Origin of the sequence: Acinetobacter sp. YH12100 (genome assembly GCF_013419135.1) — a bacterium.
GTDB classification, from domain to species: Bacteria; Pseudomonadota; Gammaproteobacteria; order Pseudomonadales; family Moraxellaceae; genus Acinetobacter; species Acinetobacter pseudolwoffii.
Genome location: NZ_VPAQ01000026.1, coordinates 1 through 26,714, shown reverse-complemented (window position 1 = coordinate 26,714; position 26,714 = coordinate 1). Strand labels below are relative to the sequence as shown.

The following is a 26,714-nucleotide window of genomic DNA, read 5'->3' as shown; positions in this document are numbered from 1 at the left end:
GATAGCCCGACCATTTTTTCCATAGGGTTCTGCCTAAATGCTTAACCGTTTGAAGTAACTCATTTCGTTCTATTGAACTGATTTTAGAATCTTTCCAGGGCTTGGCATTCTTCCTGGGTGGAATTACGGCACTGTTGCAAATAACCACGAATGGTAAGCTGAAGACTGTTTTAGCTAAAGGTGCAGCATATGAATCCTTTCCATGGTCGGCATTTTCAGGGCGAAATCATTCTTTGGGCTGTGCGCTGGTATTGTAAATATGGCATTAGCTATCGTGAACTGCAGGAAATGCTGGCCGAACGGGGTGTGAATGTTGATCACACGACTATTTACCGTTGGGTTCAACGTTATACGAATCTAAAAATGGGAGCCTATAGCTCCCATTTTTATTGTTAAACGTTGAATCCTATATGTTTTCCTGTTGGAAGCTCTACATCAATACGGAGCTTCCCACCCATTGCCTCAACATACTTTTTCATGGTTGAAATCTTAAGATCATTGCCACGATTTTCTATTGCTGAAAGCGATGGCTGTTTTATTCCCAAAGTTTCAGCAAGCTCTTTTTGAGAAATTTCGAGTTCTTCACGAATAAGATGAAGCTGATTTTCTAGCAGTAATTCATCAGCCATTTTTTGAATACGGGCTTGGCTCTCTGGAGAGCGGCTAGCTAACAATTCTTGCAGAGTCTTAGCCATTAGATTTATCTCCTAGGGTAGTGAGATGAAGTTGGTATTGTTCATCTGCAATATCCAGCATGTCTTTATAAAAACGCTTTTTACCGCCTTTATCAGCAATACATAGAACAATAGCCTGTCGTAAGGGATCAAATGCGAAGAAAGCTCTTAAGGGTCTACCGCGATGTTGAACACGCAGTTCTTTCATATTGGTAAATTTAGACTCATACACAGTATCTACTAAAGGACGGCCTAAACTCGGTCCCTGCTGCTGTAGAACAACCAGGGCAGCTAGGACCTTCTCTTGTGTAGGTTCATCTTGCTGTTCAAGCCACTGATTAAATAGATCTGTCGTAATGACTGTCCACATACCACAACCAAAATATAGATTATAGTCTATATTTTAGGGGCATTATGTTTGTTTTGCAAATGAGAAAGGATAGGCAATAAAAAACCCCGGCATCCTGCCGGGGTTTTTCATATTGGGTTGCTAAGTATGACTCCTGTCTTACCTCACGTTCCTGGTGCGATCTTTCTTATTCTTGTTGTTTGGAACATCCTGTTCTCTATGGCTTCATCATAGGAAAATTCCACTGTTCCAGGTAGCCGCAAAGAGCCGAGATTGTTGTGCGCCAGGGCGTACAAAATAGCCTAAATTTCATCCACAGTAATTGGGGATAGTTTTCGCCCTGGAAGAGCTGAGAACATTGGGAAAATGCCAAAATTGATCATTTTCTATACAGAATTATTGGCAAGAACTATCAAAACTGCTCATAAAAAAGCCGACTTGTTTCAAAATCGGCTTTTTGCTCATTTTTGCATTTTTCTGATTTTAATAAGTTGCTGATATTTCAATTAATATACAAGTGTTGTAAGCCCAAAGTAGAAATGTCCGGTTTCTCCAAAGTAAAAATGTCCGCTTTTAGAATATGCGCTTTTGCAATTTTCTTAGCGGACGGTTTGATATGTTGGTGTCTATGTCGGATAACCGCCATTATATTTAATAAAAGTATAAGATCAGGGAAAGTTACAGTTTTTATTTAAAATTGAAGTATCCATTAGACTTATGAATATTTATAAAAGGTATATAATGAGTATTATTAACCCTCAAGAAACCTCTATGAAAGGTTTACAGTCAATCATTCTTTATGATTCTTTTCTTTCATCTAAACTATTCCGAGTTGATATTAGTGGTGGTCATACAAACATTACCGGTATCAACGGTGCAGGGAAAACCTCATTCCTGAACCTGATTCCTATTTTCTTTGGTGCCTCACCAAATGGGTTAATAGAGAAAGCTGCAAACAAGAAAAATTTCGTAGACTACTATTTGCCGAGCAGTCGAAGCATGGTGATTTTTGAATACCTTGCTCACTCAGGTACAAAGTGTGTGGTGCTGTATCGCAATAATAATCAGGGCAAGCACAACTACCGATTTGTTGATGGATGCGCGGAAGATACGCTATTAAGTGAGAGCAGTCTGGAAATCTTGGGTCTTTCTCAGAATGTGAAAGACGTATTTGATCAGGTTTATAAATCTGGCGTTGATGTGAGCCGTCAGATCGACAGCATCCCTGAATATATCTATACGCTGACTGCAGATAAATCACGACTGACAGGTGAAAGAAACCTTCGTGATTTATGCAACCGCTATTCACTGTCTGGAAGCAAACAACAGCTAAAATTCCTGAGCAATCTGACCCAGGTAACGATTAACCAGAACAATGTTGTCTCAAACTTCAAAACCATGTTAATTGAAGCGTATTTGGACAACGAGAAAATCAAAACAAAACCAACCTCTACCGCAGATTGGTTAGCAACCATCAATGATGTGAAAGCCCTACAAAGCCTTCAATCGGAAAAGCAGAAGATTATCTCTGGCATTCAGTTAAAGAATGCGGTCTTAGCCTCCTTTAATGCGCTTCATGCACACCTGTTGGTACTCCGGGACCATGTGGTGAACTACGAGCAGCAGATCAGTTCGATAGAGCATGAAATCTATGCGGTAAAGAACAAAGGGAATGAGACAGTCCGTAACCTGAATAACCAGATTGTACAAGTCAAAGAGCTGATTGCAGTAAAAGAAAAGTCTGCAGGGTAACTTTAAACAGGCAATTCATGATATTGAAGTTGCGGAAAGACGTTATCAAGACATGAATATTTCCGTCATGGAACAGGAATATAAGAAACGTGCGCACTACTTCAACGAGATTGAAGAAGCGAAGAAATACAAACAGTTTTTGACTGAAAGCTACGAAAATATCAACCGCGAGTACGACAAGCATTCAGCAGATTTGCTTCGTGAAAAAATGGCATCCAGTGAAGCCCTTAATGCTGAATCTAACGAGGTTCAGGAGGCAATCAACCAGTTGCGAAACCGCTTTGATCTCAAGGTGAAAGAGCTTGAGCGCAAACAGGCTGAACAGCTCCAAATTCTTGATCAAGAAATTTCCAGTGAACGTCAAAGGCTTCTGGATATCCAGTCAGCAGCTATGGAGCGCATGCACCAATCAACACTGTTTACGGATGAAGAAAACCTACAGCTACAGCGCCTCAAGTTGGCTTATGAAGTCAAAGAGAATACCTTGTCTGCAAAGTCTGACGAATTGAAAGCGGCTCAAAACAAGCTTAAACAACTTAATTTTGATCAAAACAAGGCGCAGTATGATCTTAATGGATTAAAAGCCAAGCTTGAGAAAGCCAAGCAGTCAGAAGAGAATCTGCGTACAACCCTGTTCCAGAAAGACACCTTGCTACGGTTCCTGAATGATGCACCGAATGAAGATGTGGACTGGCGTACTACCATTGCGAAGGTCATCAATCCTGAGCTTTTCTTCAAAACCAACCTGAACCCTGTCTGGCAAACTGGCGTGAATGCCAATGCGCTAAGCCTCTATGGTCTTGAAATAGACCTGAACAAGTTGGAGATTCCAGGGGAAGCCGACAGTCTTGAGCAACTACAAATACGTCTGAAAGATGCCGAGATTTACACGGCTTCTTTGGTTGAGCAGTACGACAAGCAATCGCATCTGGCTCAGTCCATCCATAGAGAGATCAACGAGACCAATATTGCAGTTGTTAAACTCGAAAATGAGTTAAATACCCTGCAAAACGAGAAGCAGCAAGCCCGACAGGTTTATGACCAGACTGAGAAAGAGCTGAAAGCGAAGAAGGCAGAAGCTACACGTATTGAGCAAGAAGCTGTAAATAGAGCGAAATACGAGCTGCAAACTTTCAACAATCAGATTGAGCCGAAGAAACGTGGTGAGCTTCGATCAGCCAACATGCTTGAAAAAAATGGCTTAAAGGAGAGCTATGATGCGTCCTATGCAGACTTGCGTATCAAGCTTGACCTGATTGCCACAAAGGAAAAGCAGCTAGAGAGCAGCTATCAAGCCAAGATGGATGATTTGACCAACCTGTATCACAGCAAACTGCGTGAGCAAGGCGTGGATGAAAATATCCTGAAACAGGCAGAAATGAAGATCAAGGCTGCGATTGCACAGCACACCAAAGTCAAAGGCTATGAAAGCATTTTGGCTGAGTACGATATGTGGAAGAAAAACCACTATCAGTACAAGCAGAACCATATCGAGGACATGAACCAAGCTCTGAAACTTGTATCTGAATACAGCCACAATCTTTCCAAACTGGAAAGTGAGCTTGAACAAGTCCGAACCTCCCTTCGTACAAGAGTGGACAATCTTGAAGCGAGTGCACAAGATTTCAGGGAGAAAATCAAAAAGCTGGATAAACAGGGGCGTGAAATCGAAAACCTGTTCGATGACGATATCCTATTGGTAGAGGTAGATCGACCTGAGTTTTTAAGCTTCGACAGCTTCTCTCGTGATCTGGGTACGTTGGCTGATACACAGAAGAAACAGATTTATCAATTACGCTTGCAGACAAACGCTTCTAAGGCATTACTGCGCAAATATGAAGCCTTCTCTCTGTTCAAGCTGTTTGAGGAAAAGATGGAGAGTATGGGGACTACCAGTGAAACCATGAACACCATTAACTCCATGTCTACCATCGAAAGCATCATGGACTACGACTTGCCGAAAAAGCATGATGCAGTCACAAACATTTTCCGTAATAAATCGGCTCAGTTGCGTAACTATATTCAGGAAATCCTTAATCTAAATAAGCGTTTAAAGAGCGTATCTACGGAACTGTCTGGCTACCTGAACCGTAGCAACAAGTTCAAGGCATTCACTGACTTCTCAATGAATCTGGAAAGTGTGCTGAATGACAAGAACACCCTAGATCAGCTCAATCAGTTTGTTTTGCAGTGTGAGGACTATCAATCCTTTGAAAACATGCAAAGCAGCTCCATTCCGAGCGAGGATTTCATTCGTTGCTGTGAATACACCTTAAAGGCAATTGAAAGCACCAAAGGACATACTGATGATATCCGCTCTATGGTACGTCTGAAAATGAGCGTGATGAACAATGGTCGTCTTGCCGAGCTGCGTACTGACAACGACTTTACCAGTGCAGGGAGTACAGGAACGTCACGTATTCTGGTGCTGATCATGTTCCTCGCATTGTCACGGAAGTTATGCCCTGATAACTCGACCTACATCCATATCCCGCTTGACGAGATTGGCAACTTTGATGCGATCAACACCAATTTGCTGTTCGACATGATGGACCATAACAAAATCTATCTGGTCTGTGCTCAACCGGAAAACTCAACCTCTAACCACAAGTTTAAGAATCTCTACATTGTTGGAGCCAATGGTGTCAGCACTGTTGTTCCACTGGAAATCGAAGGCGATAACCCATTGCTTGCAGCAGAACCAGTCTAATAGGGAAAAAGTGGAGAATTTTAAATGGCTGATAAACGATTAACAAAAGTAGCGACCAAATTATTAGAAGGTTATCTAATTGACCAGTGGAGTGATTTTGAGAACTTTGAGTTTTTGAATGATGTCGAATTTTTAGATCAACTAAACAACCATATTAGTTTTCTAGGCAAAAAGTGTATTCAGACACCGTGCGGTGGTGGGTATTTCCTGATTTACCTTGATATTGAAAGTGACCCTGAGATCAAAAAGGTCATCACCAAACAGTTTGAGGAAAACGTCAGCAAAATGGAGCCACTTGTGGACTGGCTGCGACTGTTCAGAAAGGCAGGGGGGCGCAATGAACCTCTGATTGGAGGCGACAGAATTACGTCTGGTGAAATCCTGGTTGAAGTGGAGAAGTCCAAGCATGTCCAAAAAGGGCTAAAAGAACTCTCTGCAAAGTTGGGTAAGACCGCAAGCACAGTGAAAGACCAGATCAACGGTGTTATTCAGTTTTTGGTACAGCGCGAATATTTAGTGCCGGTTGGGGTTGTGGGTACTGAGTTTTTGGCAACTTCACGTTGGTCGATTTTCTACGATGAAGCTGAGTACCTTGCCGAACACAATGCGATTGATATCACTCAAACAGATGATGTGGAGCAGGGCGAGTTACTATGATCGACTTCGTGAATCCGGCTGAACGTGGGGCGAAGGTTTTCTCTGCAAACATTGATGCTATTGCCGAAGCAATCATGTTTACCAGTTCGTCTATTCAGGTCAATGAATCAAACAAATCCTTGATTGATAATTTGCTGTCTTGCGATCTTGGGTATCTGGATGCAGAAAAAAACACGCTGCATCTAAGAAACTTCGTCATTGAGTTTGTGAATTTCTATAAAAACAGAAAGAAACGCAACATTTCCGCACCCGACATTAGCGGTCTGATTGATCGTATCAAAACGGTGAGTACCGACTATGCCTTGTCAAAAGTCGAGGACCCGGAAAGTGCCGAAGTATTAAAGGTTGAAGCAAGTGACCTGATTATTGAGCTTTCAAACAATATCAGCGAGAACATGACCAATTTTGCCGATCAGTGCTTTGAGTATCTGTCGCTGTTCAACAACTACGACATGAAAATGCGTAAGGCTGAACAAAGCTTAAAGACTGCCAAAATGCTAATTACGGCACTGGAAATCCTTTCACCAAATACGATGGATGAATTGGCGGTAGGTGATGCAGACTTGCAGAGAGTGATCTCCAAACGTCTCAAGCCAAGCGTGTTTGAAGCCATTGAAGAAATGAACCACAGCCATCACCGACTGGACAAGCAACTCTTTGAATGGAAAAAGGACATAAAAACCCAGGAGCGAATCAATCTGATTGATGCGCTGCACCGTCATTTTGCCAACAACCGGACGCTGAATGCCGATATTGATTTCAACAAGGCACCTGATAGCTTCCGTCGTGTACCACTTATCAAGCTGAAAGCTCGTGCCGATATCTACCTTGAGGATTTTGAGAACACTTTATCTGCGGTAGCTCAGACAGCCAATCAGAAGCGTGTTAAAAAAGATGGTCCAGTTGTTGAAAAAAAACGCCCACCGGTAGAGAAGGCAACGCATACGATAGTGAAGGCAGTCTCATCTCTGGATAAAGCTGCATTTTTCTTCTTTGACGCTTTTGGCAGTCCGGCAATCAATGAAATATCAGCAAAGAACGCCTACATACGCCTAGAGCCTGGATGCAAATTTGAATACTGGATTAGTCGCCTCCTGTATGAGTTTGAACTCAACCACTCAAACCATCTTGAGTTGCAGTTAGTGGGTGAAACGGATGCTAAATATAATGGCAACTACTACATTTCAGATATCGTGTTTCGTCGCAAAGACAGCAACGGAAAGGTGATGCAATGCGCTTAGGGCAAAGAGAACTCTCAATCATTCAGACGGTTTTACAGCTTAAAACCAGAGTGGTGAAGCTTAACAAGACATGGACAATGCTGAACAAAGACATGCAGATCGGCAGCATCATCAAACGTGAGCTGCATCTAAGTGAATCAGATCTTGATGTGCTTCGGGTTCTGTACGGAAAGCATGTAAAAACGGAGCCAGAGGTAACGTATGACTCCAATGCAGACCGAATATCGCTTGCTGATCATCGTATAGATGAAAAGTCTGGCAATGCCAGCGTTTTCGGTGAGCAGCTTTGGTTTGCTGCGATCAATGCACAACTACCGTTAAAGGGCACCGTTGCAAATAGGCTGACATGATAAGCTAAATATCTTATTTATTTCGAGATACAGCAGATGAATCCCTTCCATGGTCGGCACTTTCAAGGTGAAATCATTCTTTGGGCTGTTCGTTGGTATTGTAAATATGGCATCAGCTATCGTGAACTTCAAGAAATGCTCGCTGAACGAGGTGTGAATGTTGACCACACCACAATTTATCGTTGGGTTCAGCGTTATGCTCCAGAAATGGAAAAACGCTTACGCTGGTATTGGCGTAATCCTACAGATTTACATTCATGGCATATGGATGAGACTTATATCAAAGTGAAGGGGCGATGGACTTACCTGTATCGTGCAGTTGATCAACGTGGTCATACGATTGACTTTTACCTTTCCGCTAGACGGAACAGTAAATCAGCCTATTGTTTTTTAGGAAAGATCTTCAATACGGTGAAAAAATGGCAAATTCCACGGGTCATCAATACAGATAAAGCAGCGACCTATGGCCATGCTTTATCACGGTTAAAGCGAGAAGGAAAATGTCCAGTAGATATTGAGCACAGGCAGATTAAGTATAAAAATAATGTCATTGAATGTGATCATGGTAAGTTAAAGCGGATCATCAGGGCCACATTAGGATTCAAATCTATGAAGACGGCTTATGCCACAATTAAAGGTATTGAAGTCATGCGTGCACTACGTAAAGGACAAGCATCGTCATTTTATTATGGTCAGCCTCAAGGTGAAGTGTGTCTAATCAACAGGGTTTTCGGTCTCTAAGCACTTTTAAAAAGGAACTTCATCGACTCAAATCTCTATTTGCAACAGTGCCCAAAAGAATAAGTCCACCATTTATTCCGTAGAGTCTTTATTTTTAGCATGAAAAACAACATTAAATGTAAATTGTTTTTTTCGATTAACACAATATATTTTATTATGTTTACTATTTATTATTTTTTTATTATGATCCGAATCAAATCTCACATAGATAATATTTTTTGATATGTGTCACATTATTAAATGGGCTTTTGAGCAGTAATTTACTTGAAATCCGAGTGAATTTGTTATCTTTGTTTGATATGAAATACCTAATTTTATTTAAAAAAGTTATGTACTTGGCTATAAAATGAGCGTATATTCCATTTTCTAATTTATGATCACTTTTAACTACTTATTAAGTGAAGTAAAACTTAAATACTAAGGGTAATTCTCATGAAAAATTTTCTGTATGTTTCTCTTCTTGCTTCATCACTTTTAAGCGCAAGCTCTGTCTATGCGGTTGAAAAGACCACTCAGTTTGAAGTGAAATTAACAATTAATGAATCATGTGAGTTTGGTACTGCATCTGGTATTGATTTTGAGACATTCGATCGTTCAACACAAGCTACTAAAACTGCAAATGGTACATTAGCAGTGACGTGCACTCTTGGTACACCTTATAAGATCGTATTAGATAGTAATCGTGAAATGGCGAATACGAATGATGCTAGCTCAGTAGTAGCTTATGATTTATTTCAGGACTCTGCTAATAAGATAATTTGGGGTAAAACTGTTGATCAGGCCGTTGCAAAAACTGGTACTGGTTCAATCCAGAATTTAACTATTTCTGCACAACTTAAAGGTAATACAAACGTCAAAGCTGGTAATTACACAGATACAGTTACAGCCAGAATTAGCTATTAATTTAGAAGTTAAATAAGAGTAAGAGGAAGTCGGGATGCTGAAAAATGGGCTGCTCAATACCTGGGATAAAAAAAGCATATATATTTCTGGTATCTTGGCTGTTTTCGCATCTCTTCCTTTAGCTCAGGTTCAAGCTGCAAGTCTTCAGGTTGCACCTATCCTGATTGAGTTTTCTACCGCTGATAAGGCTAAAGAACTTTGGCTGACTAATACTGGAAGTACCAATATTCGTGCTCAAGTTCGAGTGCAGCAGTGGACCCAACAAAATAGTCAAGATACTTTAGCCCCTACAAAAAATCTAATTGCTAGTCCGTTAATTACTGAAATTAAGCCAGGACAAAGACAGCTCGTACGCCTGATTAAACCTGCCGCTATTCCGGTTAATCAGGAACAAGCTTTTCGTCTAATTGTAGATGAATTACCAGATAATAAATCGAATGATAATAAAACAGGATTAAATATACTGCTACAGTATTCAATTCCCGTGTTTTATAAAACGAATCAGAAACAAATGATCAATCAAGGAATAACCTCAATTGATAGAGTACAGTTTAAATATGCCAAGGGGCAATTGACTGCTACTAATTTATCTAATTCCTATATTCGCTTGAGTCAACTTAATTACATTTCTGGAAATGGCAGAAAATCACCGCTATTCCCGGGATTAGTAGGATATGTGTTAGTTGGGCAAACCATGTCATGGTCTTTACCTAAAGTGATATCTTTTGATCCATCTGGTAAGTTTCAGGCAGTTATTAATTCAGATTTTAAAGAACAGACCTTGCCTGTCCAAAAATAAATATATGTGATGTTATGAAAACACGAATGGGCTGGTATGGCATAGTCCTCATTACATTTTGTTGTATCACGAAAGTTCAGGCTGAAACGACTTCAGTATCACCATCTCCTACCGCTATAACCCAAGAATTAATTCTCGATATTATTCTGAATCAATCTAAGCAAGATGTTTTAGGGCAGTTTTTACAAGAAAATAATCAGTTGCTAATTGCCCGAGAAACCTTAGAACAACTTGAGATTCGTCTGCCACAAAATGCTGATAGTGCTTCAACAGCCTATTTTCTTTTAGAAGATGTTCCTTCTCTAAGTTATGAATATGACAGTCTAAACCAAAGAATTTATTTAAATGTAGATGTGGGGGCATTAAATAGTATATCTCGCTATCAAGCATATACTGCTATAGAGCCGGCAAAAATTGATCCCAATCAGGATAAGCCAGGTACGCTATTAAATTATGATTTTTACGGACAATATTCTGCTGATTCTTTCACTTTAAGTGGGGCAAATGAGTATCGAATTTTTGGACTTGGGGAAGGAGGAATTTTTAGTTTATCTGCCAACTATAACTATAGTCGTTCCACTAGAGAGTCAAACTTTGATAGCCAGGTACTAGATGTATTTTGGCAAAAAGATTTTCCTGAACGTATGGTAAGTTTAAAAATCGGAGATGATCAATCTCGACAATTGAATTGGTCTCGTTCAACTCGTATTAGTGGATTAAGCTTCGCTAAAAATTTTTCATTACAACCCTATCGAATCATCACGCCATTAGAATCGTTTAAAGGTCAAGTCAGCTTACCTTCTACTGTTGATCTATTTATTAATGGCTTAAAACAAACCACTCAGCAAGTTGTTCCGGGACAATTTGAAATTGAAACTGTACCTGTATTAAGTGGAACAGGCGAGGCGCAATTAATTTTAACCGATATGAATGGTCAGCAACGAGTGGTCAGCTTTTCTTTATATGGTACGAATGAGCTTCTGCAAAAAGGCCTCGATGATTGGTCTCTAAATCTTGGGTATACTCGCCTAAATTATGGGCAGAGCTCATTTCAATACGATCAGGACATGGTCGCAAATGGAACTTATCGTTATGGTTTAACTCAGGATTTAACGATTGAAAGCCATATGGAGCTTGCACCTGAACTTTCTCTCCTTGGAGGAGGGGGTGTTCAGAGATTGGGGAATCGTGCGGGGGTGTTAAATGCAGCATATGCCTATAGTCAATACCAAAATTCAGATGGTTATATCTATCAGTTAGGTTATAACTGGTCATCCCGATATTTAAATTTATTCTATAATACATTGCGTCAGTCGGGTGATTTTTACGATATTGCCCGTATTCATGGATCTACTTTTCCAGAAAGATCTGATCAATTTTTTTTAGGGTTTAATAATTCCTTAGGTCAGTTTGGTGCCAGTTATGTTTATCAACAATATTCATCCTCTGTACCTAATCAATTTTTAACTTTTAACTGGTCTTATTCCTTTGCAAATAGTATTTATCTGAATATAAGTGCCAATCATGATTTAAACCAAGAAAATACTCGGTACTTTTTAAGTCTTAATATTCCGTTCGAAAAACGCCGGACTGCAAACCTATCCTTGCAACAAGAGCAGAATCAGGAAAAATTGTCTCTTAATGCAAGGCAATCGATTCCAAGAGATACAGGTGGATGGGGGTGGCAAGTTCAAGCCGATGTCAGTGAAGACAATCGAAATTTACAGGCACAAATTGGGAAAGTACACAATTATGGAGAGTGGAGTGCGGGTGTTCAAAACTTTAATTCAGGCCAATCCTCTTCAACGTTAACCACAGGCACCGCCAATGGGAGTATATTAATGATGAAAAATAGCTTACTTCCAATGCGACGAACTTATGATTCATTTGCCCTTATTTCCACATCAAAAGTACCCGATGTGCCTGTTAAATTAGAAAACCGTTATATAGGTAAAACAAATAAAAACGGAATTTTAGTGGTAGATGCGCTCAATTCCTACCAGCATAACCGTATATCAATAGATCCATTAGAACTGCCTGTAGATTATCATATTGAAACTACGAAACTTAATGCCGTACCTCGATATGGAAGTGGGGTCTATGTAGAATTTCCGATTTATCAGGTTAAAACTATACAGATGACCTTAAAGGACAAGCAAGGTAATTTTATTGAGGCGGGCAGTAATATTTGGACCTCTCCTGAAATTAATCCTGAGACTCAGCAGCCTCTGACTATTGTGGCACATGAGGGTATTGTGTACTTGGAAAGTCCAACAATTTCAAAATTATACGTACAACAAAAAAATAGTGTATGTAGTTTTGAACTACCAGATTTAAGTCAAAAAAATGGTTTAATCGATTTAGGAGAATTGGTATGCGAATAAAAAAACAGAAAAATCACAACTATTTATTTTCATATAAATTTGTTTTTGGGCTTTGTCTTGTAGGTATATATTCAAATTCTAATGCTGCTGAATGTAGCATTTCTTCATTATCTCTAGATTTTGGTGAAGTAAGCACAGCAACAGTTTCGGCTACTTCGAATGTCACAGTTACTTGTAGTCCACCCAATGGGAAAACAAATTATACAATATGTTTAACGGCTGATAGTTGGGCATATGCTAATAACACACGTTATTTATATCGCGGCATCCCCTTACTGTCAGACAGTTTAAAATATGATTTGTTTTACGATCCAGCACGTACAAAATTAATAAAATCAAAAAATGAAACTGGTAGCTTGCAATGCTCAAACTTTACGGTGAGCGGGAATGAACAATTAATCACTCAAATTCCTGTTTACGGATTAGTTTATTCCGGTCAACAGCCAACAATGGGGAAATATAAGTCTTCTCTAACGTTAAGTTTGGAACTCCTGTATGCATCGAATAAGGGAGGTAATATCTACCCTACGATGAATAAGGTATTAACTTCAGGCAAAATGGTGTCAAATAGGGCTGTAGTGACTGCTAATTATGAAAACAGTTGTGTTCTGCATAATGCGACAGATGTAGTTTTTGGCAATTTTGATAATTTAAATAGCGATAAAACCGCATCTGCACAGATTTCCTTGCAATGTCCTAACAGGACTACGTGGAAGGTAAGTTTAAATCAAGGAAAATATGCTTTAGGCAATAGTCAACGACGTATGTCGAATGGTCGAGATTATATAAATTATGAACTATATTCTGATTCTAGCCTGAGTCGTGTTTGGGGAACTACCTTGGATAGTATGGTCCAAGCGAATGGTACCAATCAAATCCAGACCATAAATGTATACGGTAAAGTGCCAAAACAAAATTTTCAAAGCGCAGGTGATTATCAAGATACGATTACGGTAACCTTAACTTATTGATTAATAAGTTACTGTAGCCACTACAGTGTCAGTATAAGTACCAGCAGGCACATTGGTTTTGCCATCTTCAACTTTTGCCCAAACTTTTAATGGTTGATCAGTACCCGTGCCTGATTGTGTAAAACCTTCCTGAGAACTATTACCCCAAACCACCTTATAAGCTTCATCTTGATATAATTGATAAGGAATTTGAACAGAGTTATCTTGGGTATTTTTTAAAGCTTTATCGCTATGCAAAGTAATGGCATAAGGAGTACCTTCAGTACAGCTTACGTTTAAAGAACCATAGGCAGTAAGGTTGCTTGAAGATCTTTGAATAGTACCAAAATCAATATCTTGAGTTTGACCAGTTTCGATATCGCATCGCTCGGTCACTGTCATTTGCACCTTAAAGGTGGTGGAATTGTTATTTGAATTTTGTGTATAAGCAAAAGTTGAGAGTAAGGCTATGACAAATAACGAATACTTTAATTTTTTCATAACTGCCCTCAAAAAAAATCTATAACTAATATTATTATATATTAGTTTATTAACCTAAAATAAATTAATTGAATATTCAATGAAAAAAATTAATTTATATGTTATGGGTTGTTGACATTTACTGTTCATAATTAAGACTATAAAGGTAGCCATAAAAAGACATGGCATTACCACTTAAATTCTCCAGTAATGATAATTCAGCGTTAATGTATATGGCAAAGCAAGGTACTACCATTTGTTATTTGCCTGATTACAATGCTGATAAGCTGATTGAGCAGGGTGACATACACGAGGTGTTGGCAGAATTCCCAAAAAAATGTTTAACGTTCATGCTATCTATTTATCCCATCGCCACCAGTCAGCGGTAATTAAGACATTTATTGCCTTTTTGAAAGAACGCTGTCTATTAACGTATTAATGCAAAAGGTTATCCAAGGGCTTATCACAGAAAACGGGAAAAATAGCACGATGAAGAATTTTGGCGAGCATTTTTGAGTTAATCAAGCGAGTCTGCAAAATCGGTGGCTATTCAAGAAAAATAAAAATCGAATAAAAATTATATTGCGTTAAATCAAATAATATTTTCTTAGAAAATATTTTATACGTCGAGTTCTTGAATAAATTATGAAATCTATGTTGCTTTAGAGTATACCCTAAAGTAACAGCCTAAAAGTTCGTAAAATTATGTACCATTTAAATGATTTTTAATCATATATAACATGTAACTTTGGTATTAAAAATTTATAATTTACGAAATTGTTCATTTTTCTTCAATTGGGGCGTGAAAAAGTGAAAGGCCAAAAAGTAGGGTATGTCCGGGTCAGTTCTGTCGAGCAAAACACTGGACGTCAACTTGAGGGAATTGAAGTCGACCGGATTTTTGTTGATCGTGCGTCAGGTAAAAATACCGACCGACCGAAATTTCAAGAAATGTTGAATTATGTCCGGGAAGGAGACCAGGTGATAGTACATTCCATGGATCGTTTTGCGCGAAGCTTAAAAGATTTGGTGACTGAAGTAGATAAACTGGTCAAACGAGGGATCTCCATCCAGTTTGTAAAAGAAAATATTACTTTTACGGCCCAATCCACTCCGATGGATAATTTGATGCTGCAACTGATGGGTGCTTTTGCACAGTTCGAACGTGAGATTATTCTGGAGCGGCAAAAGGAAGGAATTAAACTGGCATCAGCTCAAGGGAAGTACAAAGGTCGGGTACATAAATTGAAACCTGAGCAGGCTGAAGCTTTACGACAAGCATGGAAGGAAGGGAAATATCCTTCAAAAATGGCATTAGGTCAGGCATTCGGTATTAGTCGTCAAGCGGTATACCGCTATTTAAAAGCCGGGGAATAACTCAATTGAATTTTCGACTATATTTAGTTTAGCTTATGAAAATGAGGGAATGTGATAAATCTATGAAAAAGCCTATTCGAGGGGGGAGATTGAACTATCATACTGATTTTAGATGACCATTTAATCAATCACCCCAGATGTTTAGAAAAGAAAAAACCCCGGCATCCTGCTGGGGTTTTTAGTATTGGTTCGCTCGGTATAACTCTTGTTGTACCTTACTTCAAAGCCAAAATTTTTCGGGCACCATTAAGTACGAATAAAGAAACCAGTATGCCAATGATTAAGTCTGGATAAGCTGATCCCGTCCACGCCACGAGTACACCGGCAAATATAACGCCCATATTTACGACAACGTCATTCGCCGAGAAAATCCAACTGGCTTTCATATGTGCGCCATCTTCTCGATGACCAGAAATAAGATATAAGCATGTCACGTTAGCTATAAGTGCGAGCAGGCCAATAACAATCATGAGCGTTGATTCTGGCTCGCTTCCAAACATGAATCGTCTAATGACGTCAACAATCACGATGACAGCGAGTAATAACTGAATCCAGCCTGCAAAATGAGCTGCTTTTACTTGATATTTCGCAGCTTTCCCGACGGCATATAGCGCAATACCATAAACGGCTGCATCGGCAAACATATCTAGAGAATCAGCAATCAATCCTGTAGAAGCAGCAATAATACCGCTGATGAATTCTATAAAGAACAGTAGAGCATTAATGCCTAATAACAGTTTAAGTACTTTAGCTTGTCTTACAGGATCAGGTTCATTGGGTAGGTCACCTGAAGAAAGCTGTGTTTCATCAAGTTTCGCCCCAAAACCCAGTCCTTCAAGTTTGGCCGTAATTTGCTGAATCCCTTCATTATGGAAGACTTTCAGTTTTCGATTGGGAAGATCAAAAGTAAGACCTTTAACTGCTTCAAGATCTGCAAGAGTCATACGGACCATTTGCTCTTCAGCAGAGCAATCCATTTTAGGAATGGTGTAGGTACTTGTTTGCTTGGCCTGTTGATTGCTTATATAAGTTTCAGTCTTCACAAGCTTTGCCCCAAAACCCAGTCCTTCAAGTTTGGTGGTTATATTTTCATCTTTTTGATTATGTAGAACCTTTAAAGAACGGTTAGGTAAATCAAAGATGAGTTTTTGAACACCATCAATTGAAGATAGCGCCATACGAACCATCTGTTCTTCCGCAGAACAATCCATTTTGGGAACTAAGTATTCACTCATGTAGTGCGAATCTTTTAAAACGTCTTCAGTGCTTAAATTTTCTTTGGGATCAGAACCACAACAGGATTGAGCGGTATCTTCACAACTGTTTGAAGTGTTACAGCAAGGAGATGAAGATTTTTTTTCTTCCTCTTCACCACAACAGCTAAGCGTATTATCACAATTCTTTGAATTGTTTGCTTCTGCAATTGATGGATGATTTTCTTGTTGAGATTTCTTATCTTCGCATGGTGTTTCTTTACTACATCCACAACCACTCATAATTATACCCATTAAAAAAATTATAAACTTTGAATATTAGAATCCCTATAGTTACTATAGAGTCAAGATTTTTTGGAAATACCAACTCAATGCATTTAAAAATTGGTGAACTCTCTAAAAAAACCTCATGTTCAGTATTAACAATTAGGTTTTATGAAAAGGAAGGTTTAATTCCGGAACCCGAAAGAACGGAAGGAAATTACCGCCTTTACGATATAGGCTATGTTGAGCGAATTAAGTTTATTTTGAATTGCCGAACTTTAAATATGAGTTTGAATGAAATTCGTCAATTACTTACCTATAAAGACAAACCTGAGAAAAATTGTTCAGATGTGAATGAATTAATTGACTTACATGTCAGTGCTATCAGAGAAAATATAATCAAGCAACAAAAGCTTATTGAACAATTATGAACCGTACCGGGTTTGTCGGAGACTTTTTTATTTAAGTTAGGCCACCTGACCTAACGGATTAATTTTATCATAGTACATTGCTTCAAAATCAAAAGGTGGCACATAACCTAGTGCACTATGTACACGCTCTTTATTGAACCAATCTACCCAATTTAATGTCGCAAGTTGTACATCCGCTAAACCTTGCCAATCTGCTTTTAAATATTCAATCACCTCTGTTTTGTATAAGCCATTCACTGTTTCAGCCAAAGCATTATCGTATGAATCACCGGTCGTACCGACTGATGCTCGTAAATTTGCTGCTTCTAAACGATTGGTATAACGAATGGAAAGATATTGCACACCTCTGTCACTATGATGAATCACGTTCTTTGGCATGCCTCGATCATGCAATGCTTGCTCCAGTGCATCGAGCACCATGTCTGTATTCATCCGTGTTGATACTTTCCATCCAACAATTGCTCGCGAGAACACATCAATAATAAAGGCGGTATAGACCCAGCCTGAATTTGTTTGAATATACGTAAAGTCAGCGACCCACAGCTGGTCAGGGTGATCAGCACTAAAATTGCGTTTCACCAAGTCATCTGCTCGTTTTTGATCATCTCGGCTATGGGTAGTTTGTTTATTCTTACCTCGCCAAACACCTTGTATACCTAGCTTTTGCATCAATCGAGCAACTGTACAGCGTGCAATAATATAGCCTTCACGTTTCAGTTTTTGCCAAACTTTACGTACACCATATCGACCTGAACTTTCCTTCCAAATTCGTTTAATTTGTTCAGCATGATGCAAGTCATGTAGATCTCGCTTTGCTCGATGTTCTGGGTTTTCGCAGAGATCTAGAGTCCGGTAATAGGTTGAGGGTGCGATCGGTAAAATTCTACAAATCGCCTCGACTCCGTACAGCTCTTTATTATTATGGATAAAATCCACCATTATTTGTGTGGGCGGTCGAGTTCCGCCTGGGCGAAAAAAGCGGCTGCTTTACGTAGAATCTCATTGGCGCGTTGCAGTTCTTTATTTTCGCGTTCGAGTTGTTTGATACGTTCTTGGTCTGAAAGCTGCTGTACTTTAACTGGATTTAGTTTATCTAAATATTTTTGATACCAAACACGTAGTGTTTCAGGAGTACAACCTATCTTGGGAGCAATAGCGGTGATCGCAGCCCAATTCGATGGATAATCTTTTTCAGATTCAATCAATAATTGAACCGCTCTTTCTCTGATTTCAGGGGCATATTTTAATTTTGTCATCGGGATAGTCTCTCAGAATATTGACTCTCCGACAAACCCGGTACGGTTCAATTATCTGATTTAAGAGGTACTTGTGATGGTTTATGTACAATTGACCAATGTGGAGTTCTAAAAAATCTAGCTTGATTATCTAGACCTATGCTTTTTTCAAAAATTCTGTATATCTTTACTTAAGGCTGCAAAAAGTTTAAGGTTACTCAAATTCTGTGATCAGATCTTTGATAGATCTGGACAGCTTCTTATTGGTGTTTTAAATACAGATTTGTGTATGAAGAGAAAAACATTTCTAATCCAGATATTGGTACTCTTATTCACATTCCAGAATATTTGGAGTGTGGCAGAGGCTGCGTGTCTGCATGAAATGCCAAACATACCCAATTCAATACTCTCTAATCCAATCGATTTAGACGAAAAGAGTGATAGTCCTAGTCAAGCACTTTATTCCTTAGAAAACTATAAAGAAATTTATGACTATTGTCAGAAGGTTTGTTTTAACGAAAAGTGCAGTCATTTCTCAAATACAATCGTGATTCAGATTGACCCACCCGATGATTTGAAGCTTAAAACTCATTTTGAGACAGTCCTTACACCATCTTATTTGGGAAGAACTTTTTATAAATCCCCTTATCTGAATCAATTAACACCCCCTCCTGATTTGCCCCTACTATTGGTGGGGTAGTCTTATAAAAGCCCACCACTCCTAATCTCATTATGTGTGGTGCATTTCATGTCAAAAAACAAATTATATCAGGATACTTCTATCCTGAATTTATCCTGGTCAGCATTCCGTACAGGTGTCTTGCTATCAGCAATGATCAGCTTGAGTACTTCTGTAGTCGCCAGTCCTCAAGATTTAACGCTGCGACAAGCCATTGATCAGGTCAACCAGTATCAAGCGTCCCAAAATTTCTGGGAAACGCAAAACAGCATTAATGCCACGAATCTTCAGCAAAGTAAGCTGTTTAAAAATCCTGAACTGTCAGTTGAACAAACGGGATTTGGTTCAAATAATGAAAAAGAGCTTACCATTGGCATATCACAACCCTTGGATATTTTTGGTGAGCGAAAAGCAAACCAAAAATTAGCCAGTCTCTCTACAGATAAAACAGCACTGAAGCAGAAGATTTATCAAGCGCAAATTGAGCTTGCAGTGAAATATGTATGGTCACAACTGGCCATTGCCGAACTTGAAAGAAACATTGTCAATGAACAACTTCGGGTGAGCGAAGAAAACCTTAAAGCGATCGAGAAGCGCTTTACTGCGGGCGGTATCGCGCAAGTAGATGTGAATCGCGCACGTTTAAGTCATGCTGAAAATATCCGTCTTTTTAGACAGGCCGACTTACAAGTCCAAGTGGCCACCCAACAATTATCAAATTTATGGGGAACCTCTGATAAGTCATTGCAGGTAAACCTCTCTTCACAAAAGCTCTGGCCAAAATCGACTCATCAGCAGGTTCAAGAATATTTAGCGGAAAACTACGTTGAGAAATATCGAGCTTTACTGGTATTAGAGTCTCAAGCAACGGTTGATCAACTAAGGGCAAAGGCACGTCCTAACCCCACTTTAAACCTAGGTGTCAACCGCACCCAATCCTTGGAAAACTCCACACAAAATCAATTAGTAGTCGGAGTCAGTGTACCGCTTAATATTTTCGATCGTCAGCAAAATGGCATAAAAATCGCGCAAGAAAAAATGAACTTATTAGAGCGTCAGAAAGAGTTTTATCTAAAGCAAAATGCGCTGCAAATAGGCACAATTTTAACCGAGTTGCAGGGTTTAGAGCTGCAATTCAAAGTCGTTGACGAGACTCAAATTCCTTTGGCGACTCAAGTTCAAAGTAAGACGCTACAAGGTTTCTTGGCAGGCAAGTTTGCTTTAACCGATGTTCAGCAAGCCACGCTTCAATTACAAGACATCCGTCTGCGTAAAGTCCAGTTGTTACGGGATGGCTGGCAAAAGGCCATTGAAGCAGAAAGTTTGAGCTTAGGCATTAGCCCAAGTGAAGTCATGTCGAAAGATGCTATTGCACAAATCAATCAAAACTTATGGCAAGACATACAGGCCATGCCTGTCATTGGTGGGGGAAATTAACATGTTCGATCTTAAAAACAGCTTAAAAAAACAGAGCGGAAAAATCTCTCAACCTCTACTGATTGGTTTGGTCATCGGCGCAACCGTACTACTCAGTATTTTCTTGATCTTGTCGGGTAAGAATAAATCTGAAACATCAGATGAACATGCAGAGGAAGAAGGCAAAGAGGAACATGGAAGTGAAGAAGGCAAAGAGGAACATGGCGGTGAAACCGAAGAGCATGCAGAAGGCGTGAGCCTGACGGCCAAGCAACTGGTTGAACAAGGCATACAGTTATCAGCAGTCGATCAAGGTCCGGTGGTTAAATTAAGTTCTTATCCAGCAAAACTTAACGTGAATACCGACCAGCAAGCGCATGTCTCTCCGAGTTTTAGTGGTCATGTCGAAAATGTCTATGTAGAACTCGGCCAAAAAGTTCAGAAAGGACAGTCTTTGGCCACGTTGCTTGTTCCTGATTTAGTCGATCAGCAGGCCAATCTAAAAATTGAACAAACCAACCTTGAACTGGCGAAACAGGACTTCGAGCGTGAGCGTCAGCTGTGGTCACAGGGTATTTCAGCAAAACAGGACTATCAACGTGCTTACAACAGCTATAAACGGGCGCAAATTCAGGTCCAATCGGCCCAATCACGTTTAAGTGCGTTTGGTGCTGTGAATACCAGTAACGGGCGCTATATTTTGAAAGCCCCCATTTCCGGCGTGATCAGTAAAAAGGATTTGGTGCTCGGAGAAAATGTTCAGTTAGCCGATCAGCTCTTTACTATAGACCGGTTAGATCAGCTCTGGCTTGAGTTTATTGTTCCAAATTCTGAAATTATGGGTTTAGCCCCGAATCAAAAGATCGAATTTAAATCCTTGCAAACTGAAAAGGTCTATCAGGCAGTTATCCAGACTTTAAATACTGAAGCGGATACTCAAACGGGTCGTCTTCAGGTTCGAGCAAAAGTTGAATCGAATGCAACCGAATTACGTCCAAACTTGATGGTAAACGTACTGCTGCAACAAAAGAGTGAAAGTACCGCATTACGGGTGCTTAAGTCAGCAGTTCAGAATATCGATGGAAAGGATGTGGTTTTTGTCGCCACTCAACATGGACAGAAAGTTGAATTCAGTCCGCAGCCGGTGAAATTAGGTCAATCGTCTGGGGAGAGCCAGTGGATTGAAGTGGTAAATGGGCTTAATCAGGGACAAAAATATGCCGCTCAAGGTAGTTTCTTACTGAAATCTGAAATGGAAAAAGGAGAGGCTTCACATGGGCACTGAAAATTCTCAAATATCTAATAATGAGTCAATAAAGCCTGAAGGACTGTTTGATCGACTGATCCAGTTTTCAATTCATAATGCCATCTGGGTCATGCTGTTTATTGTGGCCTGGATTGGCGTAGGCATTTACAGCTATCAAAAGCTGCCGATTGATGCCGTGCCTGATATCACCAATACACAAGTACAGATCAACACTTCTGCCAATGGCTTTACTGCTTTGGAGATGGAACAGCGGATTACCTATCCTATCGAGAATGCCATGTCAGGCATGCCGAATATGGAACAAACCCGCTCTATTTCACGCTATGGTTTATCGCAAGTGACCATCATTTTTGAAGATGGCACGGATATTTACTGGGCCAGACAGCTTATCAACCAGCGCTTGCAAGAAGCAATGGGAGAAATGCCTGAAGATGTGCAACCTAACATGTCACCTATTTCGACAGGTTTAGGTGAAATCTATCAATGGGTGATTAAAGCCGAACCAAATGCTAAAAAGCCGGATGGAACCCCTTATTCGGCGATGGATTTACGTGAAATTCAGGATTGGATTGTAAGACCGCAATTACAGCGCGTAAAAGGCGTTGCGGAGATCAACAGTATCGGTGGCTTTAATAAAACCTATGTGGTTGCCCCTGATCTGAACCGATTGCAACAATTGCAAATTCCTTTGTCTGATTTACAAACTGCCTTAACAGAGAATAATGAAAACCGTGGTGCTGGCTATATTGAGAAAAATGGACAACAGCTAACGGTTCGTGTTCCCGGCACTTTAAACACGATTGAAGATATCCAGAACATCAGTATTGCCAATAAAAACGGCTATCCAATTCGGGTGGCAGATGTCGCCAATGTCTCAATTGGTCATGACTTAAGAACAGGGGCTGCAACCTATAATGGTGAAGAAACTGTATTGGGTATTGCCATGATGATGATGGGAGAAAATAGCCGTACCGTTGCTCAAGCCATTGATGAAAAGGTGCAATCGATCCAGCAATCGCTACCTAAAGGTGTGGTGATTGAGACTGTGTATGACCGTACGCATTTGGTTGATCGGGCGATTAAAACCGTTCAGAAAAATTTGATTGAGGGTGCAATCCTCGTCATTGTTATTTTATTTCTCTTTCTAGGTAATTTCCGTGCTGCGCTGATCACGGCTTGCGTTATTCCACTGTCAATGCTGTTTACCTTGACGGGAATGGCAGAGCAGAAGATTAGTGCAAATCTGATGAGTTTAGGGGCACTGGACTTCGGTATTATTATTGATGGTGCAGTGGTTATTGTAGAAAACTGTATCCGTCGGCTAGCAGAAGCTCAGAAGCTGAAAGGTGGTTTACTTAGCCGTTCTGAAAGATTTAAAGAAGTCTTCTTGGCTGCAAAACAGGCGCGTCGTCCTCTGATTTTTGGACAGTTAATTATTTTGGTGGTTTATCTACCTATCTTTACCCTGACGGGTGTAGAAGCCAAACTTTTCCATCCTATGGCAATGACTGTTGTACTGGCTTTAATTGGGGCCATGATTTTATCTGTCACTTTTGTGCCAGCCGCAGTTGCCCTATTTGTCACTGGAGAAGTCAAGGAAACCGAAAGTCGCTGGATGCATTGGCTTAAAACCAAATATGAACTGCTTTTAGATAAAGCCTATGAGCTTCGTTTATTTGTGACTATTGTGGCTGCCTGTATTTTAGTGCTTACGGGTGTGCTAGCCACTCAAACAGGTAGCGAGTTTGCACCTCAACTGGGTGAAGGTGATTTTGCTGTTCAGCAAATGCGTTCCCCAAGTACAGGGTTAGAACAGTCACTGAGAATGCAGGAAAATACTGAAAAGTTACTGTTGAAAGAATTTCCTGAAATTAAAGCGATCTTTGCCCGTACCGGTACAGCAGAAGTGGCCACAGATGTGATGCCACCCAACATTTCAGATGGCGTTGTACTGTTAAAACCTCAAGATGAATGGCCTGATCCAAAACAAACGATTGATGAGCTTCGCCAAAGAATGATTACTTTCTTAGCGACATTGCCGGGAAATAACAGTGAGTTCTCGCAACCCATTGAACTGCGCTTTAACGAGTTAATTTCAGGGGTGCGAAGTGATGTGGGGGTCAAATTATTTGGCGATGATATGGAAATTCTGAATCGTGAAGCGAATAAGATTTCTCAGAAAATTAAATCAATTTCAGGCGCGACAGCCGTTAATGTAGAGCAAACCAGCGGCTTACCCTTGTTGAATGTAGAAGTTGATAAGTCCAGAGCAGCACAATACGGCTTGTCGGTAAGAGCAATTCAGGATCTGGTGGCGACAAGTGTCGGTGGTCAAAATGTTGGAACCATTCTACAGGGAGACAAGCGTTTTGATTTTGTTATCCGTCTAGATGAATCCCAGCGTAGTCCCGAGCAGTTAGCGCTACTTCCTGTTCAATTGCCAAATGGTGGTTTAGTCCAACTGCAAGATGTTGCACGCGTTGAAAATATCCTGGGTATTAATCAGGTCAGCCGTGAAAATGGTAAACGTCGGGTGGTTATTACTGCAAATGTAGAAGGACGCGATTTAGGCTCATTCGTAACAGAACTTCAGAGCACGTTATCCAAACAGGAATTACCAAGCGGTTATTGGATAGATTATGGCGGTCAATTTCAAAATCTGATGTCTGCAAAAGCGCGTATGCAATTGGTGGTTCCGCTCGCATTGTTGACGATCTTTATTTTATTGATGGCTGTATTCCATAATATCAAAGAAAGCTTACTGGTCTTTAGTGGTGTCCCGTTTGCCTTATGTGGAGGCTTAATCGCATTGTGGTTGCGTGACATTCCATTATCCATGTCAGCAGGGGTTGGCTTCATTGCACTATCGGGGGTGGCTGTACTGAATGGCTTAGTCATGCTCACCTTTATCAAAGAGTTGCGACAGCAATATGACCTTTATTATGCAACGTGGCAGGGTGCAATTTTGCGTCTTAGACCTGTGCTGATGACCGCTTGTGTTGCTTCGCTTGGGTTTGTTCCGATGGCTTTGGCAACCGGGACTGGGGCAGAAGTACAGAGACCTTTAGCGACTGTAGTCATTGGAGGAATTATCTCCTCTACCCTGCTTACATTGGTTTTACTGCCTGTACTGTACCGGTGGATGAATGAAAAGAAAGCTTCTTAATCCATTAGATTAAGCAATTTTTAGCAGAGATATTGGGTCTGTCTCAAATATCTCTGCTAATCATGGATTAAATAAGGAAAATTTTATGTCAGAACATCATGATCATAGCCATGCGGTTGTTACTGAAGGAAATAGTAAGAAATTAATGTTTGCTTTGGGTTTAACGACTACTTTTTTAATAGTAGAAGTTGTCGCTGCTTTTATTACCCAAAGTTTAGCATTACTGTCTGATGCCGCTCACATGTTTACTGATGTAGCCGCATTAGCTATTGCTCTTGCTGCTATCAAAATTGGTAAAAAAGCCGCAGATGATAAAAGAACTTTTGGCTATCAGCGATTCGAAATTTTAGCGGCTCTGTTTAATGCAGTGATGCTTTTTGTGGTGGCGATATATATTGTCTATGAAGCTTACCAACGCTTTACGCATCCTGCTGAAATTCAAAGTGTTGGAATGATGATTGTCGCAGTCATTGGTTTGGTCATAAATTTGATTTCAATGAAAATCCTTTCTGCGAGTGCTCAAGAAAGTCTAAATGTGAAAGGCGCATATTTAGAAGTCCTTAGTGATGCACTGGGATCGATAGGCGTGATTATCGGAGGAGTGGTCATTTATTTTACCCAGTGGATGTGGGTAGATACCGTAATCGCTGTGTTAATTGGCTTCTGGGTTTTACCTCGAACTTGGGTTTTATTAAAACAAAGTATCCATATTTTGCTTGAAGGGGTTCCTGATGAGATTGATATTGAGTCGTTAAGAAATGATTTATTGATGCTAGAGGGTGTTGAAGGGATTCATCAGTTGAAAGTCTGGGCTATATCTTCAAAAAACATTCATTTAACTGCTCATTTGGTTGCTCCTAATAGCGATCCAGATCAGCTCTATCAAAAGGCCTTAGACGTTCTAAAACATAATCATAGTATTACTGAAATTACGTTACAAATAGAAAGTAAGGAATGTAATACATTGGAACAGCATAAACATTAAAGTGCTGCTCTTTCTACATAATGGACAGATGACTAGGCTGATAAACCTTACCATTTTCCTGTATTACACTTCTATTTATCACACGCACTTTAAACACCATCCTGAGACATTTTAAAATTACAAGAATGTAATTTATGAGTCCTCTGGGTGTTAATTCTTTAAAGTTAGAATATCTAACAAGTATTAAATGAGAGTAAATAAACATGCTATTCAAAAATAAATTTTGTACTAAATTACTGTTAATTAGTGCATTCTTTAGTATCGCAAGTTTTAGTTATGCAGATGGCGGCTTGTTATTTCTTGAAAAGAATTTAAAAGCTTCTAAAGTTGAAAATTCTAAACAAAAACAAGTTAAAAATAATGAATCAAATGAATCAAATGAATCAAATGAATCAAATGAATCAAATGAATCAAATGAATCAAATGAATCAAATGAATCAAATGAATCAAATGAATCAAATGAATCAAATGAATCAAATGAATAGTTGGGTTGCATAAATAAATCAATTAGACTTATTCATTCAGCAATATAATTCCTGAATGAATAAGTTTATAACTAAAACCGGCTTTGTTGCATAAACATTCAAAAGCTGAGTTTTCCCCAATCCATTCAAATTTAAGTGACAACTTGGGTGTGAGGTCTACCTAATTCCGTAAATCTATTCAGAACTGCCACACGCGCATGAACTT

At 39.7% G+C, this 26,714-nt stretch carries 21 protein-coding genes, 5 pseudogenes and 1 other annotated feature; of the genes and pseudogenes, 20 read left to right on the top strand and 6 right to left on the bottom strand.

Going from position 1 to position 26,714, the window contains the following annotated elements; genetic code table 11:
• Positions 1-130: pseudogene (locus tag FTU40_RS13990) on the bottom strand (IS5/IS1182 family transposase); the annotation flags it as partial.
• A gap of 59 nt (positions 131-189) precedes the next feature.
• Here FTU40_RS13990 and FTU40_RS13985 point away from each other — a divergent pair.
• A pseudogene (locus FTU40_RS13985) lies at positions 190-351 on the top strand (IS6 family transposase); the annotation flags it as partial.
• 41 nt (positions 352-392) lie between these two features.
• Here FTU40_RS13985 and FTU40_RS13980 read toward each other — a convergent pair.
• A complete protein-coding gene (locus tag FTU40_RS13980; RefSeq protein WP_001140620.1) occupies positions 393-695 on the bottom strand; it encodes a helix-turn-helix domain-containing protein in 303 nt (100 codons plus the stop codon).
• On the bottom strand, positions 688-1,044 hold the full coding sequence (locus FTU40_RS13975; RefSeq protein ID WP_004668307.1) for a type II toxin-antitoxin system RelE/ParE family toxin: 357 nt from the start codon (positions 1,042-1,044) through the stop codon (positions 688-690). The genes FTU40_RS13980 and FTU40_RS13975 overlap by 8 nt, the downstream gene beginning before the upstream one ends.
• A gap of 720 nt (positions 1,045-1,764) precedes the next feature.
• Between FTU40_RS13975 and FTU40_RS15295 the strand changes: the two genes are divergently transcribed.
• The 10 genes from FTU40_RS15295 to FTU40_RS13930 all read left to right on the top strand — a co-directional run bounded on the left by FTU40_RS15295 (position 1,765) and on the right by FTU40_RS13930 (position 13,531).
• Positions 1,765-2,775: an ATP-binding protein gene (locus tag FTU40_RS15295; protein ID WP_257223550.1), complete on the top strand. Its 1,011-nt coding sequence runs from the start codon at positions 1,765-1,767 to the stop codon at positions 2,773-2,775.
• A gap of 52 nt (positions 2,776-2,827) precedes the next feature.
• Positions 2,828-5,485 carry an ATP-binding protein gene (locus tag FTU40_RS13970; RefSeq protein ID WP_257223549.1) on the top strand — a complete coding sequence of 886 codons (2,658 nt, stop codon included), beginning with the start codon at positions 2,828-2,830 and terminating at the stop codon, positions 5,483-5,485.
• Between the two features lie 24 nt (positions 5,486-5,509).
• On the top strand, positions 5,510-6,142 hold the full coding sequence (locus FTU40_RS13965) for a hypothetical protein (protein ID WP_004676008.1): 633 nt from the start codon (positions 5,510-5,512) through the stop codon (positions 6,140-6,142).
• On the top strand, positions 6,139-7,383 hold the full coding sequence (locus FTU40_RS13960; protein WP_180001799.1) for a hypothetical protein: 1,245 nt from the start codon (positions 6,139-6,141) through the stop codon (positions 7,381-7,383). The genes FTU40_RS13965 and FTU40_RS13960 overlap by 4 nt, the downstream gene beginning before the upstream one ends.
• Positions 7,374-7,733: a hypothetical protein gene (locus FTU40_RS13955; RefSeq protein WP_257223548.1), complete on the top strand. Its 360-nt coding sequence runs from the start codon at positions 7,374-7,376 to the stop codon at positions 7,731-7,733. The genes FTU40_RS13960 and FTU40_RS13955 overlap by 10 nt, the downstream gene beginning before the upstream one ends.
• A gap of 36 nt (positions 7,734-7,769) precedes the next feature.
• Complete coding sequence (locus FTU40_RS13950) at positions 7,770-8,474, top strand: IS6-like element IS1008 family transposase (RefSeq protein ID WP_001067790.1); 705 nt, start codon at positions 7,770-7,772, stop codon at positions 8,472-8,474.
• A 432-nt stretch (positions 8,475-8,906) separates the two neighbouring features.
• Positions 8,907-9,377 carry a spore coat U domain-containing protein gene (locus FTU40_RS13945; protein WP_180041249.1) on the top strand — a complete coding sequence of 157 codons (471 nt, stop codon included), beginning with the start codon at positions 8,907-8,909 and terminating at the stop codon, positions 9,375-9,377.
• 34 nt (positions 9,378-9,411) lie between these two features.
• Entirely contained in the window at positions 9,412-10,176 is a 765-nt protein-coding gene (locus tag FTU40_RS13940; protein WP_180041247.1) for a molecular chaperone, read from the top strand.
• Positions 10,177-10,190: 14 nt separating this feature from the next.
• Positions 10,191-12,560, top strand: coding sequence for a fimbria/pilus outer membrane usher protein (locus FTU40_RS13935; protein ID WP_180041245.1), 2,370 nt, complete (start codon positions 10,191-10,193; stop codon positions 12,558-12,560).
• Positions 12,551-13,531, top strand: a complete 981-nt coding sequence (locus FTU40_RS13930) for a spore coat U domain-containing protein (protein WP_180041243.1) — start codon at positions 12,551-12,553, stop codon at positions 13,529-13,531. The genes FTU40_RS13935 and FTU40_RS13930 overlap by 10 nt, the downstream gene beginning before the upstream one ends.
• Here FTU40_RS13930 and FTU40_RS13925 read toward each other — a convergent pair whose 3' ends face one another.
• Positions 13,532-14,011 (bottom strand): spore coat U domain-containing protein, encoded by a 480-nt coding sequence (locus FTU40_RS13925; protein ID WP_180041241.1) that lies wholly within the window; start codon positions 14,009-14,011, stop codon positions 13,532-13,534. It abuts the gene before it with no gap.
• Positions 14,012-14,800: 789 nt separating this feature from the next.
• Here FTU40_RS13925 and FTU40_RS13920 point away from each other — a divergent pair.
• A complete protein-coding gene (locus FTU40_RS13920; protein WP_104470814.1) occupies positions 14,801-15,367 on the top strand; it encodes a recombinase family protein in 567 nt (188 codons plus the stop codon).
• A 215-nt stretch (positions 15,368-15,582) separates the two neighbouring features.
• Here FTU40_RS13920 and FTU40_RS13915 read toward each other — a convergent pair whose 3' ends face one another.
• Entirely contained in the window at positions 15,583-16,863 is a 1,281-nt protein-coding gene (locus FTU40_RS13915; RefSeq protein ID WP_180041239.1) for a cation diffusion facilitator family transporter, read from the bottom strand.
• A gap of 89 nt (positions 16,864-16,952) precedes the next feature.
• Here FTU40_RS13915 and cadR point away from each other — a divergent pair.
• Positions 16,953-17,273, top strand: a pseudogene (gene cadR, locus FTU40_RS13910) (Cd(II)/Pb(II)-responsive transcriptional regulator); the annotation flags it as partial.
• A gap of 39 nt (positions 17,274-17,312) precedes the next feature.
• Here the strand turns inward: cadR and FTU40_RS13905 are convergent.
• Positions 17,313-18,532 (bottom strand): IS3 family transposase gene (locus FTU40_RS13905; protein ID WP_100249712.1). Its coding sequence is split into 2 segments (ribosomal slippage): positions 17,313-18,256 and positions 18,256-18,532, totalling 1,221 coding nucleotides; the frame shifts between segments, so codons are not numbered across the junction.
• Positions 18,141-18,257 (bottom strand) — a sequence feature (AL1L pseudoknot). It overlaps the preceding gene by 117 nt.
• Before the next feature lie 48 nt (positions 18,533-18,580).
• Here FTU40_RS13905 and FTU40_RS13900 point away from each other — a divergent pair.
• The 7 genes and pseudogenes from FTU40_RS13900 to FTU40_RS13870 form a co-directional block, all read left to right on the top strand.
• Positions 18,581-18,658: pseudogene (locus tag FTU40_RS13900) on the top strand (MerR family transcriptional regulator); the annotation flags it as partial.
• Positions 18,659-18,800: 142 nt separating this feature from the next.
• Positions 18,801-19,211: a hypothetical protein gene (locus FTU40_RS13895; RefSeq protein ID WP_025465702.1), complete on the top strand. Its 411-nt coding sequence runs from the start codon at positions 18,801-18,803 to the stop codon at positions 19,209-19,211.
• Positions 19,212-19,259: 48 nt separating this feature from the next.
• Entirely contained in the window at positions 19,260-20,627 is a 1,368-nt protein-coding gene (locus FTU40_RS13890; protein WP_004677225.1) for a TolC family protein, read from the top strand.
• Position 20,628: 1 nt separating this feature from the next.
• Entirely contained in the window at positions 20,629-21,891 is a 1,263-nt protein-coding gene (locus FTU40_RS13885) for an efflux RND transporter periplasmic adaptor subunit (RefSeq protein WP_180041237.1), read from the top strand.
• Positions 21,881-25,039 (top strand): efflux RND transporter permease subunit, encoded by a 3,159-nt coding sequence (locus tag FTU40_RS13880; protein ID WP_180041235.1) that lies wholly within the window; start codon positions 21,881-21,883, stop codon positions 25,037-25,039. Before FTU40_RS13885 ends, FTU40_RS13880 begins: the two co-directional genes overlap by 11 nt.
• Positions 25,040-25,124: 85 nt before the next feature.
• Positions 25,125-26,024: a cation diffusion facilitator family transporter gene (locus tag FTU40_RS13875; RefSeq protein WP_004665978.1), complete on the top strand. Its 900-nt coding sequence runs from the start codon at positions 25,125-25,127 to the stop codon at positions 26,022-26,024.
• A 203-nt stretch (positions 26,025-26,227) separates the two neighbouring features.
• Positions 26,228-26,407, top strand: a pseudogene (locus FTU40_RS13870) (hypothetical protein); the annotation flags it as partial.
• Between the last annotated feature and the right edge of the window lie 307 nt (positions 26,408-26,714).